Here is a 15,723-nt window from a genome sequence, read left to right as displayed (position 1 = left end):
GGATATGAAAAAGATTTTTCTGATTGTTCTGCTCTTAGGCACCGCACTGCTACAGGCCGTAGCTCAGCAGGATGCCAAAGCGGAAAGCATTTTAAATAAGATGGCGGCTACCTACCGACAGGCGGGCGGCATCAGCCTGACGTTCGGAGGTACGCAACGCGGCAAACTGTTGCTGAAAGGCAATAAGTTCTATCTGGAAAGCGGAGGTATCCAGACGTGGTTCGACGGCAAGACGCAGTGGAGCTATGTGGCACAGAACGAAGAGGTGAACGTGTCCACCCCTACCCCGGAGGAAGTGCAGAGCATCAATCCGTATGCTCTGCTGACTTCCTACAAGAAGAGTTTCAACTATCGCTATGTGGGGGCCAAGACCCGCCAGGGAAAACGCGGACAGGAGATTGTGCTCACTCCGAAGGCTTCACAGGACGTGAAGAGCATCACCCTGAATGTGAAGGAAAACGGTTCGCCAGTCTACATTGCCATCCAGCTGCAGAACGGCGAGAAACAGGAGTTTCAGATTTCGTCGTACCAAACGGGCGTGAACCTGCCGGATGCGACGTTCCGCTTCAACAAGCAGAAATATCCGCAAGCAGAAATCATTGATTTACGATAACATCGGAGTCGTTCAGAATCGAACTCTGGGCCAGGTAAGAGGGGGTTTCGGCATAGATATACATGACGCTGCCCCCTTTTATTGTATCAATAATGGGACGTGCCAACGCGGTGGGAAGGGCCGGACAGCCGAAACTGCGCCCCAGACGACCGCCGCGCTTAGCCACAGACGGGTCGGCATAGGCAGCCCCGTGTACTACGATGGCCCGCTCACGGGCCCGGTCGTTGATGCCTTTCTCCAGTCCGTCGAGCACCAGCGAATAACCGTTTTTCCCCTGATAGGTAGAGGCCGTCAGGTAGAAACCTAAGGAACTTTTATAGGAGCCATATTCGTTGGAGAACGAAGTGGCGTAATTCCCTCCACTGTTCTTGCCGTGCGATACGACCGATGAATAGAGCATCCGACGATGCTTCATGTCAAACACGTACAGCCGTTTTTCCGTGGAAGGTTTCGAGAAATCAATCAGGGTCAGCACCTCACGTTTCCGTCCCTTGATGCGGTTGTAGCCCGTCACGGCCTGCTTGAACGCCTTCCAGTTGACCACTCCCTCCAGTTGCATGGCATGGTAGAGCGACGTCACCTCGTCGGCCGCCTTCACCGCAGCTGCCGGGTTTTCAGGAGACACAGACTCCCCTTCCGCCGTGAAATACGCGCAAGGGAAAGACAAGAAAAGTGCGGAGAAAAGAAATTTCAATATCGGATTTCGCATGATTGTGACCACTTAAGAATATTTGGCCGCAAAGGTACGGATTTTTCGGTCACGTTTTCCCAGAAAGAGAGTTAATTTTATAGAAATCACTCGATTACGATGACCAATGCCCGCTCCGTCGGGGCCCAGTCGTAGATAAATTTGGCATGCGAGGTGGCATTCCGCACACACATGTGCGAACGGGGCGTGGTCCCCAGCGACCAGCTGTATTCAATCATGGCGGTCTGCGGCACGTTGACCGGTACGCCGTGGATATAGGCCCCGTTGGTGAAACGGCTCGCGTAAGGCGCATAGCCTCCGGTGGCCGAGGAACCGTCTCTCAGAAAGACCATACGCGACTTCTTCTCCTGCAACACAAACATGCCGAGAGGGGTTTCCTGCGCATACGGCGGACGATGCATGCCCGTAGTGGCCGGATTCATGCTGCGGATGGCCCAGGTACCCTCTTCCAGCCGTTCCAGCGTGGCAATGTTCTGGTCGCCCCTATCTACCACCACCACGTGATGAAACGCCGTACTGTCGGCCAACAGCTTGACATAGCGTCGAGGCACCAGCCATTCTCCTTCGATGCTCACTGGCGACACCCGGTAGAATCCTCCGCTCTCGCCCCGCATGGAAACCAAGGCCCCGTCGCGCCCGTAGCGCTCTGGCACCAGCGTATCGGTGGGCAGGTAAAGCGGCACCGACTGGTAGCGTTCCACGCCCAGCGTATCGGCAATGCGGCGGTACACGTTGCGCACATAGCTCCGCACCAGCGGCGCTTCCTGATTCCGGTTCTTGTAGTTCTGGAAAACGGCCCAGCGGGCAGCCTCGTATTGCAGATTCTCAATGAAGGCCAGACACTTGCGCATCACCTCCCACTTGAACGACCGCACCGTGTCCTGATACGGATATTCATCCTTCAGGGTATATTTATCGAAAAGCAGTTCTTTGACCAGAATAATGTCGGCACTCGTCAACGGTTTGCGCTCAAACGGAAGGACGGTGGCCACACTGTCGGGCGAAGCTTCTTCCGCCACCATCGACGGCTGGGCAGACTGCGGCTCCAGTCCACGGTCTGCTTCCTCCTTGCAACTGAAAAGGAGACACACCAAGCAGATAAGACCGACCAGACGTTTCATAAGGGAAGATTATAAGGTTTGAACAAAGGTAATAAATTTTATTAAAAAAACGCAGAAAACAGCCAAAAATCAATACGTTAGCCACAGCAAAAAGTGCTTTTCTTACGATTCCACAACTCACTCGTCCACGAAACGGATGGTTTCGATTTCCTTCCGCCGGGCGCAGAGCTTCCTCCTTATCGACGGACGGGTGCGAAGTCGCATCCAGACGGTCATTCGTCCACGAAACGGGCGGTCTCTACCTTCTCCAACCGCGCACGAAGTTTGCCCATCATCGACTTGCGGATGCGCAGCCGCATCAGACAGTCCATGTCGTACGACTGTTCCAGTATCTCGGGCGATTCCTCCTTGACGATGCGCATGATGTCGTTCATGAAAGGATATTCGAACGCCACGGCCACCTCCTCGTCGACGGTCTTCTCCATCACCGGAGCCTCCTCCAGCGCCAATGCTGCCGCCGTACGATACGCCACAATCAGTCCGCTCGTGCCCAGCTTGATACCTCCGAAATAACGTACCACGATGACCAGCACATCGGTCAGCTCGTGCGAGTTGATCTGCCCTAAAATCGGCTTGCCGGCCGTTCCCGAAGGCTCCCCGTTATCGTTCGCCCGGAAATCCTTCCGCTCCGGTCCCAGCATGTAGGCATAGCACACATGGCGGGCGTCGTAGTATTTCTTCTGGTACTCTTCCAGGAGCGACTTGACTTCGGTCAGGGTGCGCACCGGCAGCGCGATGGCGATAAACTTACTGCGCTTCTCGGTATAAATGGCCTCGGCTTGCGCTCCAATCGTTTTATAGGTATCGTCTTGCATGGCTTTTTCTCTTTTTCAGGACGCAAATTTAGTGTTTTTTCGCTCATTTTTGCCCCGAAAACACTATCTTTGTCACAACATTAACCCCTTTAAGAAACTAATTGCATGAAAAAATTACAAAGACTGACGTATTGCATGGGGCTGGCGGCTCTGGCAGCTCCTCAAGTACAGGCAGCAAACCCCACTTCTGAAAAACCCAACATTATCTTTATTCTTTGCGACGACATGGGCTACGGCGATTTAGGCTGTTACGGACAACCCTATATCCAGACTCCCTGCATCGACCAGATGGCCCGCGAAGGCATGCGCTTCACCCAGGCCTATGCCGGAAGTCCTGTGAGTGCGCCGTCGCGCGCCAGTCTGATGACCGGCCAGCACAGCGGACACGGCCACGTGAGAGGCAACAAGGAATACTGGAGCGGCGAAGTGTGGTACGGACAGAACAAGGAATATGCCGTGACGGGACAGGAACCGTACGACCCGCAGCACATCATCCTGCCGGAAATCATGAAGAAAAACGGCTATACCACTGGCATGTTCGGCAAATGGGCAGGCGGCTACGAAGGCTCGACCTCCACTCCCGACAAACGCGGCGTGGACGAATACTTCGGCTACATGTGTCAGTTTCAGGCTCACCTCTACTACCCGAACTTCCTGAACAGTTACAGTCGGGCCGCAGGCGATACGGCCGTGACCCGCATAATCCTGGAAGACAACATCCGCTACCCGATGTACGGTGATGACTACTTCAAGCGCACCCAGTACTCGGCCGACCTCATCCACCGCAAGGCGATGGAATGGCTCGACAAGCAGGACGCTTCCCAGCCCTTCTACGGCTTCTTCACTTATACCCTACCGCATGCCGAGCTGACCCAGCCCAACGATTCTCTTCTGAAGAAATACAAGCAGAAGTTTTTTGAAGACAAGACCTGGGGCGGACAGGAAGGTTCGCGCTACAACGCCACCGTACACACCCATGCCCAGTTTGCCGGCATGATCAACCGACTGGATACTTACGTGGGCGAAATCCTGGCCAAACTGAGGGAAAAAGGTCTCGACGAGAATACGATTGTGATTTTCAGCAGTGACAACGGTCCTCACGAAGAAGGCGGAGCCGACCCGACATTCTTCGGACGCGACGGCAAGCTGCGCGGCCTGAAGCGCCAGTGCTACGAAGGCGGCATCCGCATCCCGTTTATCGTCCGCTGGCCGGGCAAGGTGAAAGCCGGTACCGTGAACGACCATCAGCTGGCCTTTTACGACATTATGCCGACGTTCTGCGAGCTGGTGGGCGACAAGCGTTTCCCGAAGAAATACCTGAACAAGAAACTGAAAGACGACTGCTTCGACGGCATCTCCTTCGCCCCCACCTTGTTGGGTAATGACGCAGCCCAGAAATCGCACGACTTCCTCTACTGGGAGTTCCACGAAACCGACCAGATTGGTCTCCGCATGGGCGACTGGAAGATGGTGGTCAAGAAGGGCGTGCCTCATCTCTATAACTTAGCAAACGACATCCACGAAGACCACGACGTGGCTGCCCAGCATCCGGAGCTCGTAGACCAGATGAAGCAGGTCATCCTGCGCGAACACCGTCCGAACGACCTGTTCCCTGTGACCTTGCCGAAATAAGACTATCTTGAAAAAGAAGAGCCTCCCCAAAACCACGTGAGGCTCACTTTCCCGACCCTAAAAAACACCTTGACGTTTCGACTCAAACGCACTTGCGTTTCAATCCAAACGCCAAAGAGTTTCAGACAAAACGCACTTACGTTTCAACCCGAACGCAAGTGCGTTTTTTTCATCGCCTTTCCGACGGATTCTCTCCCGCATATCCGCAAAAAAATCCTCCTGTTTTAGCCGTCTGCATAAGATACAAGACTAAAAACAAGAGGATTTATAAAAATGATAACGTATATCATCAGGGCTGTTCCTCTTTCACGAGGCTACAGCCCTTGATTTCTTTCTGAAGGAGCATCTCACCACTCCAGCTTATGCATCTCATTCCAGTTTGTGAATCACCAATCCCGAACGCAGTTTCGGTTCGAACCAAGTGGTTTTCGGCGGCATGATGTTGCCCGTATCGGCAATGTCCATCAGCTGCTTCATGGAGACCGGATAGAGCGCCAGCGCCATCTTCATCTCGCCGCTGTCCACCCGTTTCTTCAGTTCACCCAGTCCGCGGATACCGCCCACGAAATCGATGCGCTTGTCCGAACGCAAGTCCTTGATGCCGAGAATCTCGTCCAGAATCAGGTTCGAGGAGATCGTCACGTCGAGCACCCCAATCGGGTCGTGGTCGTCGTACGTGCCCGGTTTGGCCGTCAGGCTGTACCATTTGCCGTCCACGTACAGCGAGAAGTTGTGCAGGGCCGTCGGCTTGTAGATGTCCGTTCCTTTTTCCTCCACCACGAAGTTCTTCTTCAGCGCCTCCAGGAACTCCTGCGGCGTCAGTCCATTCAAGTCCTTCACCACGCGGTTGTAATCGATGATGGTGAGCTGCTCGGCCGGGAAACACACCGCCATGAAGTAATTGTATTCCTCGTCGCCCCGGTGGTTCGGATTCTGGGCCGCCTTTTCAGCCCCCACCAGCGCCGCTGCCGCACTCCGGTGATGTCCGTCGGCAATGTAGAGCGAAGGCATCTCCTTGAATGCCTCCGTGATTGTGGCGATGTCCTTGTCGTCGTCAATCACCCAGAACTGATGGCCAAAGCCGTCGTCCGGTGCCACGAAATCATACACCGGCTTCTGCGCCGTATATTTCGCCACCACCGCATCGAGCACCTTGCTTTCCGGGTAAGCGAAGAACACCGGTTCGATGTTCGCATTGTTCACCCGCACATGCTTCATGCGGTCTTCTTCCTTGTCGCGTCGCGTCAGCTCATGCTTCTTGATTACTCCGTTCATGTAGTCGGGCACGTAAGCCCCCACCACCAGGCCATACTGCGTCTTGCCGTTCATGGTCTGGGCATAAATATAATAACACGGCTTGTCGTCCTGCACCAGCCAGCCCTTTTCCTGGAACATCCGGAAATTCTCCACCGCCTTGTCGTACACCCGCGGGTCGTGCTCGTCGGTACCTTCCGGGAAGTCAATCTCCGGCTTGATGATGTGATACAATGATTTCTCGTTGCCTTTCGCCTCTTCGCGCGCTTCCGCCGAGTTCAACACGTCGTAAGGACGGGAAGCCACCTGCTCCACCAGTTCCTTCGGCGGACGAATCCCTTTAAATGGTTTTACTATTGCCATAATGCTTGAAATTTCGTTTGAAAAACAATACTAACGTCCGAAACGCATAAAGCCTTATTTTTTATTTACACGGAATTTCTCACAACCATCCTTCAGGAAGCCTACAATCTGACGGGCCGCTGCGATGCCGGCATTGATATTCGCCTCAGCCGTCTGTGCACCCATCTTCTTCGGCGTAGAGAAATAACGTCCCGGGAATTTGGCTGCAAACTCTTCATTGGCCACCGGCATGATGTCCGTCACATATTTCAAGTCCGGACGGTCTTCCATCAGCTTGATCAGTTCCGCCTCGTTGATGACCTCCTTGCGGGCCGTATTCACCAGCAGACCGTTTTTCGGCATCCGGTTCACCAGCGCATAATTAATCGAGTTCTTGGTTTCGGCAGTAGCCGGAATGTGCAGAGACACCACGTTGCAAGTGGCATACAGTTCTTCGGCTGAATCCACCGGTTTCACGCCGTCGGCCTCCATCGCTTCCTTCGGGCAATACGCATCGTACGCATAGATGTCCATGCCGAATCCCTTGGCGATACGGGCCACATTGCGTCCCACATTACCATACGCATGAATACCCAGCTTCTTGCCCTTCAGCTCCGTGCCCGACTTGCCGTCGTAGAAATTACGCACCGCCATCACCATCATACCGAAAGCCAGTTCGGCCACCGCATTCGAGTTCTGACCCGGGGTATTCATCACGCAAACCCCGTGCGCCGTAGCCGCTTCCAGGTCCACATTGTCGTATCCCGCGCCGGCACGCACCACGATTTTCAGTTCTTTTGCCGCATCCAGTACCTCCTTGTCGATGATGTCACTGCGGATAATCACCGCATTCGCATCCTTCACCGCATCGAACAACTGCTGTTTGTCGGTATATTTCTCCAGCAAAGCCAATTCATAGCCTGCACCTTCTATCTCTTTCCGGATACCGTCGACTGCCACTTTGGCAAACGGTTTCTCTGTCGCAACCAATACTTTCATAATATTCGATTTTAAAGAAAACAAGGACGTGTTTTTGGTATCTCCCACGCCCTTATTCTCAGATATAACAACAATTAATGCATTTTCTCAAATTCCTGCATGCAGTCGATAAGTGCCTGCACACTTTCTACCGGCATGGCATTGTAGCAAGAAGCACGGAAGCCACCTACCGAACGGTGACCCTTGATGCCCACCATACCTTTTTCGGTAGCGAACTTCAGGAAGTCGGCTTCCAAGTCCTTGTATTCATCCGCCATGACGAAGCAGATGTTCATGTACGAACGGTCTTCCTTCACGGTCACAGTGCCACGGAACAACTTGTTGCGGTCGATTTCCGCATACAGCATGTCGGCACGCTGTTTGGCACGGCGTTGCATTTCTTCCACACCGCCCTGCTCCTTCAGCCAGCGCAATGTTTGGAGAGCCGCATAAATAGGCACTACCGGCGGCGTGTTGAACATAGAACCTTTGTCTACATGTGTCTGATAGTTCAGCATGGTCGGGATATGACGGGACACCTTGCCCAGCGCATCGTTCTTTACGATGACGAAAGTCACACCCGCAGGCGCCAGATTCTTCTGCGCACCTCCGTAGATACAGATATACTTGGACACATCCACCGGACGAGAGAAGATATCCGACGACATATCGGCCACCATCGGCACATTCACATCCAGGTCGGCATGCAATTCCGTACCATAGATTGTATTGTTCGTCGTGATATGGAAATAATCCGCATCCGCCGGCACTTCGTAATTCTTCGGGATATACGTGTAGCCATCCTTTTCGGAAGAAGCCACCTCAATCGTCTCGCCGAAAGCCTTGGCTTCTTTCATGGCCTTCTTTGCCCATGTACCCGTGTTCAGGTAAGCCGCTTTCTTTTCCAGGAAATTATAGGGAACCATACAGAACTCCAAGCTTGCACCTCCACCCAGGAACAGTACCGAGTATCCTTCCGGAATATGCAGCAGTTCCTTGAACAGCGCAACCGCTTCGTCTACCACCGGCTGGAAGTCTTTCGCGCGGTGACTGATTTCCATCAACGAAAGTCCTGAACCATTAAAATCAAGAATAGCCTGAGCTGTTTTTTCGATCACTTCGCGAGGCAAAATAGACGGTCCCGCATTAAAATTATGTTTCTTCATTGGAAGTTTGTTTTGGTTAAACATTCATTTTTAGGTAACACTTGCGAATTTAGTGATTATTTTGAGACTTCCAAAAGAATTCGTGATAATTTTACACACTTATCGGATTTTAACTTTCAAATTATGCAAGTAAAGGTCGTTTTGATAACATATTGACATGAGAATGGAAAGCCATGGCAGGGAGGACACTCGCGCGACATAGCAAAATGCGAAGCAGCCCTCACCGCCGGAGGGCTGATGTGACACAAAGTTATTATTTTGCCAGTTCTATCAAAGTTTTTATCCCCTTAATCTTTTCATTTTGTATAAGTTTTAACGTTTGTTTGGCCTTTTTCCGCGAAATAGCCGCAAACGCATAGTGGTCTTTCACGTCCACACGACCCACGTCCTCCCGGCCCAGTCCGCCTTTTTTGGAGAGGAAGCCCACGATGTCAATCTTGTTGATTTTATCCTTCTTGCCCTTTCCTATATATAAGGTGACAAATTCCGGCAAGGCAGGCTGCGGTGTTTTTTCAGGCAACACGAACTCCTCGAGCGGCTGCGGCACATAGTCGGAGATACGTTCCTCGGCATGCAGAATGAGGAAGGCATTTCCATCCGCCTCCCAGCGCGCCGTACGTCCGTTGCGATGGATGAACCCGTCCTCGGCCACCGGCAAGTGATAATGCACCACATTGCGGATGTCCGGAATATCCAGTCCCCGGGCCGCCAGGTCAGTCGATACGAAGATGTGGCAGCTCCCGTTACGGAACTTATACAACGCCCGTTCGCGGTCGTCCTGCTCCATGCCGCCGTGAAACGTCTCGCAATACACCTTCATGGAGTGCAGGTACTTCCCTACCCGGTCCACACTCTCCCGGTGGTTGCAGAACACCAGCGTCGATTCGTTGCCCAGCGTACACAGCAGCTTGTAGAGCGTTTCCAGCTTATCCTTCTCCGGTGAGGTCACCCGATAAAGCCTCAACCGCTGTGATACCGTCTCCTCCGAATTCAGGAAGTCCAGCTTCTGCGTGCGGTTCATCCCCGTGAAGCGCGGAATCTCCTCCGCATCGGTGGCCGACAACAGGAAGCGGCGACGCAACGAAGGCAACTTTCCGATGACCTCGGCCATCTCGTCCTGGAAGCCGAACTCCAGACACTTGTCGAACTCGTCGATGACCAGCGTACGCACCGTACCGGCCTCGAAATTCTCCTTGTTCAGGTGGTCGTTCATACGTCCCGGCGTACCGATAATCACGGCCGGCGAGATGCCCTTCATGGTGCGGTGTTCCTCCATGGCCGGACGTCCGCCGTAGCAGCTCATCACCGGGAAACCGGTTCCCATGGCCTTGAACACCTGCTCAATCTGCAAAGCCAGTTCACGCGAAGGTACCAGCACCACGGCCTGTACGCCTTCCACTCCCTGCTTCAGCGAGCTCACCAGCGGCAACAGGTAAGCCAGTGTCTTTCCGGAACCGGTGGGCGAAAGCAGGATCAGGCCGCTGCCGTCTTTCCAGGCGTCGATGGCGGCCTCCTGCATGGCGTTCAACTGGTCAATCTTCAGGTTGGATAGTATTGTTTGTATGTCCATAATTCTTGAGGTTTTGTGGGTTAGTTAGCAAAGATACGGAAATTTGTATTATACCGACATTTATACCGTCATTTAAACCGACATTTCTATTGTTGTTATCTCATCCACCTTCTCCAAGGGATTCTAAAAGATAGCTTTCGGATACCCCCCTTTCTTTCACATCTTGACGATGAGTTTCCGCTCTGCTCTTGTCTCTCTTGTGGGAGAAGAAACGGAACAAAGCAGCTTCCTGTCTCTTCGGTGATTGAGATAGGAAACTAATCCGCTCGTGAGGCTATTTTAATTCATTTTCTATCTCTTCGATGCTTGGCAATGTACCCTTAAAGTCTGCCGGATAGAGCTTGGACAGTTCATATTCTGAAATAGCGCTATCCTGTAATTCACCCCCAAGTTGAGGGTGAATTGTAAAATACTTATTATATTATAAAGAAGATAAAATCTCTTAGCGTATTCAATACTCGTTTCCGAAAGTCCCTTTACCCCCGGAAGTTTAACACGCAAATCCGAACTCAAGTTTACAAGGAACTTTTCGCCCCATCGGCTCTCCGCATGAAGTGCAACAATATCCTTTCCCAACGACCAGTAAAATTGCAGCATTTCACTGTTCACATGGGTTGCTGCCTTTATCTGGCTATGCTTGTACCTCGGGCTGAGTTCCTCAATCCTTATATACAATATTCGCAAAATATCTCGATATCTGCAAGCAGTTAGTTGGGAATTTGGTCTACGAACAAAGAAATAGACCTTGATTTGGGAACGTTCCCCAATTTTCTGAGTTAGAAAAGTGGTTACTTTCAATATGTCTTCTGAAATCATTGATGGTAGTGAGAACTTCATACAAGATTCTACATCGAAACCTATTATCTCTTTCCAACCGATAAATAGTATTCTTTATCTTGAAAGACAATCTCAACCATTCGTATATTCCACCTCAGGTTCAGCAGCCATCGGCATATCCTCATCTTCCGATGTGTTATAAGTTTTGATTTTGCGGTCTTCCAGGAAAATATGATTTAATGTAAAAGCTAATGATTCAAGTGTCTGCGCACAAAACTTCGGTTTTAACTGACATTCCCAGATTGTAATGCAATGCCATCCCATTGCGGCCAGCTGACGCTGTTCCTCCACATCACGCTTCTTGTTCCGTTCCACTTTCTTCCGCCAGAAATCCACATTCGTTTTAGGTAGGCGATAATATTTGCAATTATCATGTCCATGCCAGAAGCAGCCGTTGACAAAAATGACCGTACGATACTTACGAAGCACAATATCCGGATGTCCAGGCAGACGCGGATGGTTCAGCCGGTAACGGAAACCCCGTCCAAACAAGAACTTACGCACCACTATCTCAGGTTTCGTGTTCTTGCCACGTATTGCCGACATGCAACGGTGCCGTTGTTCCTTCGTCAGTTTGTCCATACGCCAATCTTGTCTTCAAATTAAAACGTCGTAGCCATACTACCTAAATTCAGGATAAAGATACAGAGATTTAGCATACAAAGAATCGATTCCTTAAGAATTTATACTCCTAAACTAATCTGCCACAGGTTCTAGCGTATAAACAATGCTATATTTATCTGACATTACCAGACAAAACCGTCTGATCAAATTCAGAATTCTTCAGAAACAAACTTAAGAAATTCCTCTTTTATTTGCCCCCATTTTATTTATTTTGCACACCAATATGAAGACGGAAGATATTAATTGAATTTTAATTAAGAACGAATCAAAGCCTTAAACAACCGATTAAGAGGCTGAAGAAAAAAATTAAAATAATTTTCTCCATACATGAAAATATTCGGAGAAATATATCAAATAAAAGACCCAAAATGGACCAAACAAATAAAATAGCAAACCCTATAAATAACTTATCATACGACAAGACTTCCGCCATCAGTATATTTGAATACAGCAAAGGATTGCTAGGCAGAAGTTTGCGCGAATTCGTCAAAGAGAACTATTCACCAAAGAAAGGAAAAGGCAGCATCGGCCAGATGGTGGAGAACCTTTATTTTCTTCTGGAAACCAACAACAATCCGGAAGCAGATTTCTCGTCTGCCGGTATGGAATTAAAATGTACTCCCCTCAAATTGGGTAAAAACGACACTTACCTCATCAAGGAACGCTTGGTGTGTAATATGATAAATTACTGCGAGGTCGTAAAGGAAGATTTTGAACAATCACACTTTTATCTGAAGTGTCAGTTGATGTTGCTGCTCTTTTATTTATACAAGAAAAATTGTGACAACCTCGATCTGAAATTTATTTTCTCCGTTCTTTGGAAGCTTCCTGAGAAAGACTTGCTTATCATCAAGCATGACTACGAAACCATACTGGAAAAAATCAAATGTGGCAAAGCCCATTTACTTTCAGAAGGAGACACTATGTACCTCGGTGCATGCAGGAAAGGCCAAAAAGGCGACAGCCTGATGAAACAGCCTTTTTCAGAAGAAGGAGCACCCCGCAGGGCTTTCAGCTTGAAGATGTCTTATATGCGGACTATCCTGCAATATGTAACGGATAGCGGTAAAAAGGCGGTTTCCAATTTCAAGTTTCCTACCGGACAAATTGTTTCAGAAAGGGAGCTTGACAAACATAATTTTGAAGAAATCATATTAAACCGGTTCAAACCTTACCTTGGCAAAAACTACCAGGTAATCGCCAAAGGAAAAAAAATAGACATTTCCAATAATCCCAAAAACAAATTTGCGATAATAGCCAATGCTATCGCCGCAACCGGGAAATGTGCCAATGTCAACCGTTCTGAAGAGTTCATGAAGGCTGGATTGACAATGAAGACAATACGTGTCCAACATAACGGAAATATAAAAGAAGCGATGTCTTTTGAAAACATTGACTACATGGAAGTCGCGGAATGTGACAACTGGTATGAATCCCGGCTGTATGAATTGTTTTCAAGCCGTTTCATGTTTGTAATATTTAAAGAACAGACAGCCAATAAAGGAGATTATATACTAGACAATGTATTCTTCTGGACAATGCCTCCAGAGGATCTGGAATGGGCAGAGACATACTGGATGCACATAAAAAAGAACATATTGGAAGACCATATATCTGAGGAATATTGGTGGAAAGGACAGGACAAGAAAAAATTCCATGTACGTCCAAAAGCTCAAAGATCAACAGATTTAGCTCCAACTCCCAGCGGAAAGTGGGCTAAAAAGTTCTGTTACTGGTTTAATAATGATTACGTAAAACAAATAGTAAACAACAATGGCTCAAAATAATCATATAATTCGTGTAGTAGAACTATTCGCTGGTGTAGGTGGATTCCGTATCGGCCTGGAAGGAGCGTCCGACGCTTACGAAACAATCTGGAACAACCAATGGGAACCTTCTACCAAACATCAAGATGCCTCTTTAGTATATCAGGCCCGGTTTGGGAAAAAAGGACATTCAAACCAGGACATTAATCTTGTAAAAACAGCTGAAATTCCAGACCATGACCTGCTGGTCGGTGGATTTCCTTGTCAAGACTACTCTGTGGCCGCTTCACTCAGCCGCTCGGGAGGTATTGAAGGTAAAAAGGGAGTGCTATGGTGGCAAATCTACCGCATCTTGCAAGAAAAGGGAGATGCAAAACCCAATTATATATTTTTTGAGAACGTTGACCGCCTATTGAACTCTCCAGCCTCCCAGCGTGGACGCGACTTTGCCATTATTCTAGCCTCATTAGCCGACTTAGGCTATATTGTAGAATGGCGAGTCATAAATGCTGCCGACTACGGGATGCCACAAAGAAGAAGAAGAATCTACATTGTAGGCTATCTTGAGAATTCTCCAATAGCCAACCGCATCCAAAAAATGAAAGACTGGGTTCTGTACGACGGAGTAATGGCACAGGCTTTCCCCTTTGAACAAAAGTCGGGAATCTCGGATTTTGAAATAGAAGGTTCCATAAAAGAAGTTTCAGATAACTTCAACAAAGAAGGAAAGGCAAGCCCGTTTGGAAACGCAGGCATGATGACGCATCGTCAGGTTTTTTCTGTGGATGCCTCACCTGTTTATACAGGGACGAATCAAACCCTAGGTGATATTCTTGTGAACGAAAGCTTTATTCCAGAGGAGTTCTTCATTTCTGAAAAAGATTTGCCCAAATGGATTTATGAGAAAGGAGCAAAAAAAATAGACCGCGTTTCTAAAGAAGGGTTCAAATATACTTTCTCAGAAGGTGGAATGGCTTTTCCCGACCCACTTGACAAACCTTCAAGAACCATGATAACAGGAGAGGGCGGAAACGCTCCTTCTCGTTTCAAACATGTGGTGCTGACCCCCTCCGGAAGATACCGCCGACTGATTCCCATAGAATTAGAACGGCTCAACATGTTTCCGGACAATCACACTTATCATCCGGAAGTATCAGACGGACGCAGAGCCTTCCTCATGGGAAATGCATTGGTTTGCGGAATCGTCGAACTGATTGGGAAGAGTTTATACCGTTTCATGTATGATGAAGCACCTGTATCCTCACGACCGATACATACTTTACGCGAATCACGCCCGACATTGGATTTAGACCTGTTTGCTTTTGAAAAAGAACAACTGATTCTCAATAAGCCTAAAAAGAATTATGTGCTCGACAGGAACAAACGTTTGTTGATAGGATTTGTCAAGGAAGACAATCAAGATTATTTCTTGAATGAAGAACCGACAAAAATATATTATACCGGTAAGACGAAATCATTCCCTTCTACCATTGCATTGAACAAGTTGTACTATTTCATGCCTTACATAAAAGGGAAAGGGGTTAAAGACTTGTATCTGATCCGTATTGCAAGAATTGGGACCAAAGCAGAAATCCACCCTGAAAGCAACGACAAAGATCCAAGATTAGTCTTCGAACTGGAATTTTTAGAAAGTCTACCCGACTATCATCCTATTCGTCTAAACATCAATCACACATATACGGATACATTCCTTGGCCGGATTATCGACAAGGATAACTGATTCAAACAAAATATTCAATCCTCATCTGCATATCAAAAAGCATGCTGATGAGGATTTTTAATATACTCGGAAATACTTCCATAGAAAACTTTCGTCATATCTTCCCCCTCACTATCTACTAAGATGTAAATTCTACCAAAATGTCACCTCCCCCACTCCCTCTCCAAAACCACATTATTTTCTCGCCCCGCCGCCCATCCGCTCAAAATCCGCAAGCAGAACCACTTACCAAATTCCAAAAAGAAACATAATAGTATAAACACCCACACTAAAAGCAAGTAAAAAAAGCAAGCCCAACACAACCACCCAAAAAATCCCAAAGCAAACCCCTCAAAAAGACATCCCAAAACAATCCACCAAATTCAACCAACTAGAAAACAAACCCACCCAAACAACCATCTAAATCCACTACCCCCCCTCAAATTCCCCTCAAAAACCATACATCCCAAAAACGCAAGTACATTTCATCTCAAACGCCGAAACGTTTACCCCCAAACACAAGGACGTTTCACCTAAAATGCAAGTACATTTGACTCCAAACGCAAGCCCGTTTTC

Annotated in this window: 13 protein-coding genes and 1 pseudogene; 5 read left to right on the top strand and 9 right to left on the bottom strand. The window is 48.8% G+C overall.

The features are described from left to right. Positions 1-4 precede the first annotated feature (4 nt). Positions 5-613 carry a LolA family protein gene (locus H6A28_RS06825; protein WP_204479471.1) on the top strand — a complete coding sequence of 203 codons (609 nt, stop codon included), beginning with the start codon at positions 5-7 and terminating at the stop codon, positions 611-613. Here the strand turns inward: H6A28_RS06825 and H6A28_RS06820 are convergent. From H6A28_RS06820 to H6A28_RS06810, 3 genes are all read right to left on the bottom strand, one after another. After that, a complete protein-coding gene (locus H6A28_RS06820; protein WP_204476807.1) occupies positions 597-1,322 on the bottom strand; it encodes a murein L,D-transpeptidase catalytic domain family protein in 726 nt (241 codons plus the stop codon). The genes H6A28_RS06825 and H6A28_RS06820 overlap by 17 nt on opposite strands. Positions 1,323-1,408: 86 nt before the next feature. Then, positions 1,409-2,443, bottom strand: coding sequence for a L,D-transpeptidase (locus H6A28_RS06815; protein WP_204476805.1), 1,035 nt, complete (start codon positions 2,441-2,443; stop codon positions 1,409-1,411). Positions 2,444-2,655: 212 nt separating this feature from the next. Further along, positions 2,656-3,258 (bottom strand): IMPACT family protein, encoded by a 603-nt coding sequence (locus H6A28_RS06810; protein ID WP_204479469.1) that lies wholly within the window; start codon positions 3,256-3,258, stop codon positions 2,656-2,658. A 135-nt stretch (positions 3,259-3,393) separates the two neighbouring features. On the opposite strand from H6A28_RS06810, the gene H6A28_RS06805 reads away from it, so the two are divergent. Beyond that, positions 3,394-4,890, top strand: a complete 1,497-nt coding sequence (locus H6A28_RS06805; protein ID WP_239465298.1) for an arylsulfatase — start codon at positions 3,394-3,396, stop codon at positions 4,888-4,890. A gap of 369 nt (positions 4,891-5,259) precedes the next feature. Here the strand turns inward: H6A28_RS06805 and H6A28_RS06800 are convergent, their stop codons facing one another. From H6A28_RS06800 to H6A28_RS15130, 5 genes are all read right to left on the bottom strand, one after another. Further along, positions 5,260-6,507, bottom strand: coding sequence for a DUF1015 domain-containing protein (locus H6A28_RS06800; protein ID WP_204479465.1), 1,248 nt, complete (start codon positions 6,505-6,507; stop codon positions 5,260-5,262). 54 nt (positions 6,508-6,561) lie between these two features. After that, entirely contained in the window at positions 6,562-7,485 is a 924-nt protein-coding gene (locus tag H6A28_RS06795; RefSeq protein WP_204479464.1) for an NAD(P)-dependent oxidoreductase, read from the bottom strand. A gap of 74 nt (positions 7,486-7,559) precedes the next feature. Beyond that, entirely contained in the window at positions 7,560-8,630 is a 1,071-nt protein-coding gene (serC, locus tag H6A28_RS06790; protein ID WP_204476784.1) for a 3-phosphoserine/phosphohydroxythreonine transaminase, read from the bottom strand. 253 nt (positions 8,631-8,883) lie between these two features. Further along, positions 8,884-10,200 (bottom strand): DEAD/DEAH box helicase, encoded by a 1,317-nt coding sequence (locus H6A28_RS06785; RefSeq protein WP_204479462.1) that lies wholly within the window; start codon positions 10,198-10,200, stop codon positions 8,884-8,886. Between the two features lie 291 nt (positions 10,201-10,491). After that, positions 10,492-10,875, bottom strand: coding sequence for a DUF1016 N-terminal domain-containing protein (locus H6A28_RS15130; protein ID WP_430641269.1), 384 nt, complete (start codon positions 10,873-10,875; stop codon positions 10,492-10,494). On the opposite strand from H6A28_RS15130, the pseudogene H6A28_RS15385 reads away from it, so the two are divergent. Next, positions 10,863-11,017: pseudogene (locus H6A28_RS15385) on the top strand (IS982 family transposase); the annotation flags it as partial. The gene H6A28_RS15130 and the pseudogene H6A28_RS15385 sit on opposite strands and share 13 nt — an antisense overlap. A 92-nt stretch (positions 11,018-11,109) precedes the next feature. Here H6A28_RS15385 and H6A28_RS06775 read toward each other — a convergent pair. Beyond that, positions 11,110-11,619 carry a very short patch repair endonuclease gene (locus H6A28_RS06775; RefSeq protein ID WP_204476778.1) on the bottom strand — a complete coding sequence of 170 codons (510 nt, stop codon included), beginning with the start codon at positions 11,617-11,619 and terminating at the stop codon, positions 11,110-11,112. Positions 11,620-12,029: 410 nt separating this feature from the next. Here H6A28_RS06775 and H6A28_RS06770 point away from each other — a divergent pair, with 410 nt between their 5' ends. Next, entirely contained in the window at positions 12,030-13,448 is a 1,419-nt protein-coding gene (locus tag H6A28_RS06770; RefSeq protein ID WP_204476776.1) for a Sau3AI family type II restriction endonuclease, read from the top strand. Next, positions 13,435-15,168 carry a DNA (cytosine-5-)-methyltransferase gene (gene dcm, locus H6A28_RS06765; RefSeq protein ID WP_204479460.1) on the top strand — a complete coding sequence of 578 codons (1,734 nt, stop codon included), beginning with the start codon at positions 13,435-13,437 and terminating at the stop codon, positions 15,166-15,168. The genes H6A28_RS06770 and dcm overlap by 14 nt, the downstream gene beginning before the upstream one ends. The last annotated feature ends 555 nt before the right edge of the window (positions 15,169-15,723 follow it).

This window comes from Bacteroides mediterraneensis, from assembly GCF_016900355.1.
GTDB lineage: Bacteria > Bacteroidota > Bacteroidia > Bacteroidales > Bacteroidaceae > Phocaeicola.
This window is presented reverse-complemented; position numbering and strand designations above follow the sequence as displayed.

Coding starts and splice junctions, on each gene's coding strand:
- H6A28_RS06785 (WP_204479462.1), bottom strand. CDS start 10,200: ATGGACATACAAACAATACTATCCAACCTGAAGATTGACCAGTTGAAC.
- H6A28_RS06815 (WP_204476805.1), bottom strand. CDS start 2,443: ATGAAACGTCTGGTCGGTCTTATCTGCTTGGTGTGTCTCCTTTTCAGT.
- H6A28_RS06775 (WP_204476778.1), bottom strand. CDS start 11,619: ATGGACAAACTGACGAAGGAACAACGGCACCGTTGCATGTCGGCAATA.
- H6A28_RS06805 (WP_239465298.1), top strand. CDS start 3,394: ATGGGGCTGGCGGCTCTGGCAGCTCCTCAAGTACAGGCAGCAAACCCC.
- H6A28_RS06800 (WP_204479465.1), bottom strand. CDS start 6,507: ATGGCAATAGTAAAACCATTTAAAGGGATTCGTCCGCCGAAGGAACTG.
- dcm (WP_204479460.1), top strand. CDS start 13,435: ATGGCTCAAAATAATCATATAATTCGTGTAGTAGAACTATTCGCTGGT.
- H6A28_RS06770 (WP_204476776.1), top strand. CDS start 12,030: ATGGACCAAACAAATAAAATAGCAAACCCTATAAATAACTTATCATAC.
- H6A28_RS06820 (WP_204476807.1), bottom strand. CDS start 1,322: ATGCGAAATCCGATATTGAAATTTCTTTTCTCCGCACTTTTCTTGTCT.
- H6A28_RS06825 (WP_204479471.1), top strand. CDS start 5: ATGAAAAAGATTTTTCTGATTGTTCTGCTCTTAGGCACCGCACTGCTA.
- H6A28_RS06810 (WP_204479469.1), bottom strand. CDS start 3,258: ATGCAAGACGATACCTATAAAACGATTGGAGCGCAAGCCGAGGCCATT.
- serC (WP_204476784.1), bottom strand. CDS start 8,630: ATGAAGAAACATAATTTTAATGCGGGACCGTCTATTTTGCCTCGCGAA.
- H6A28_RS06795 (WP_204479464.1), bottom strand. CDS start 7,485: ATGAAAGTATTGGTTGCGACAGAGAAACCGTTTGCCAAAGTGGCAGTC.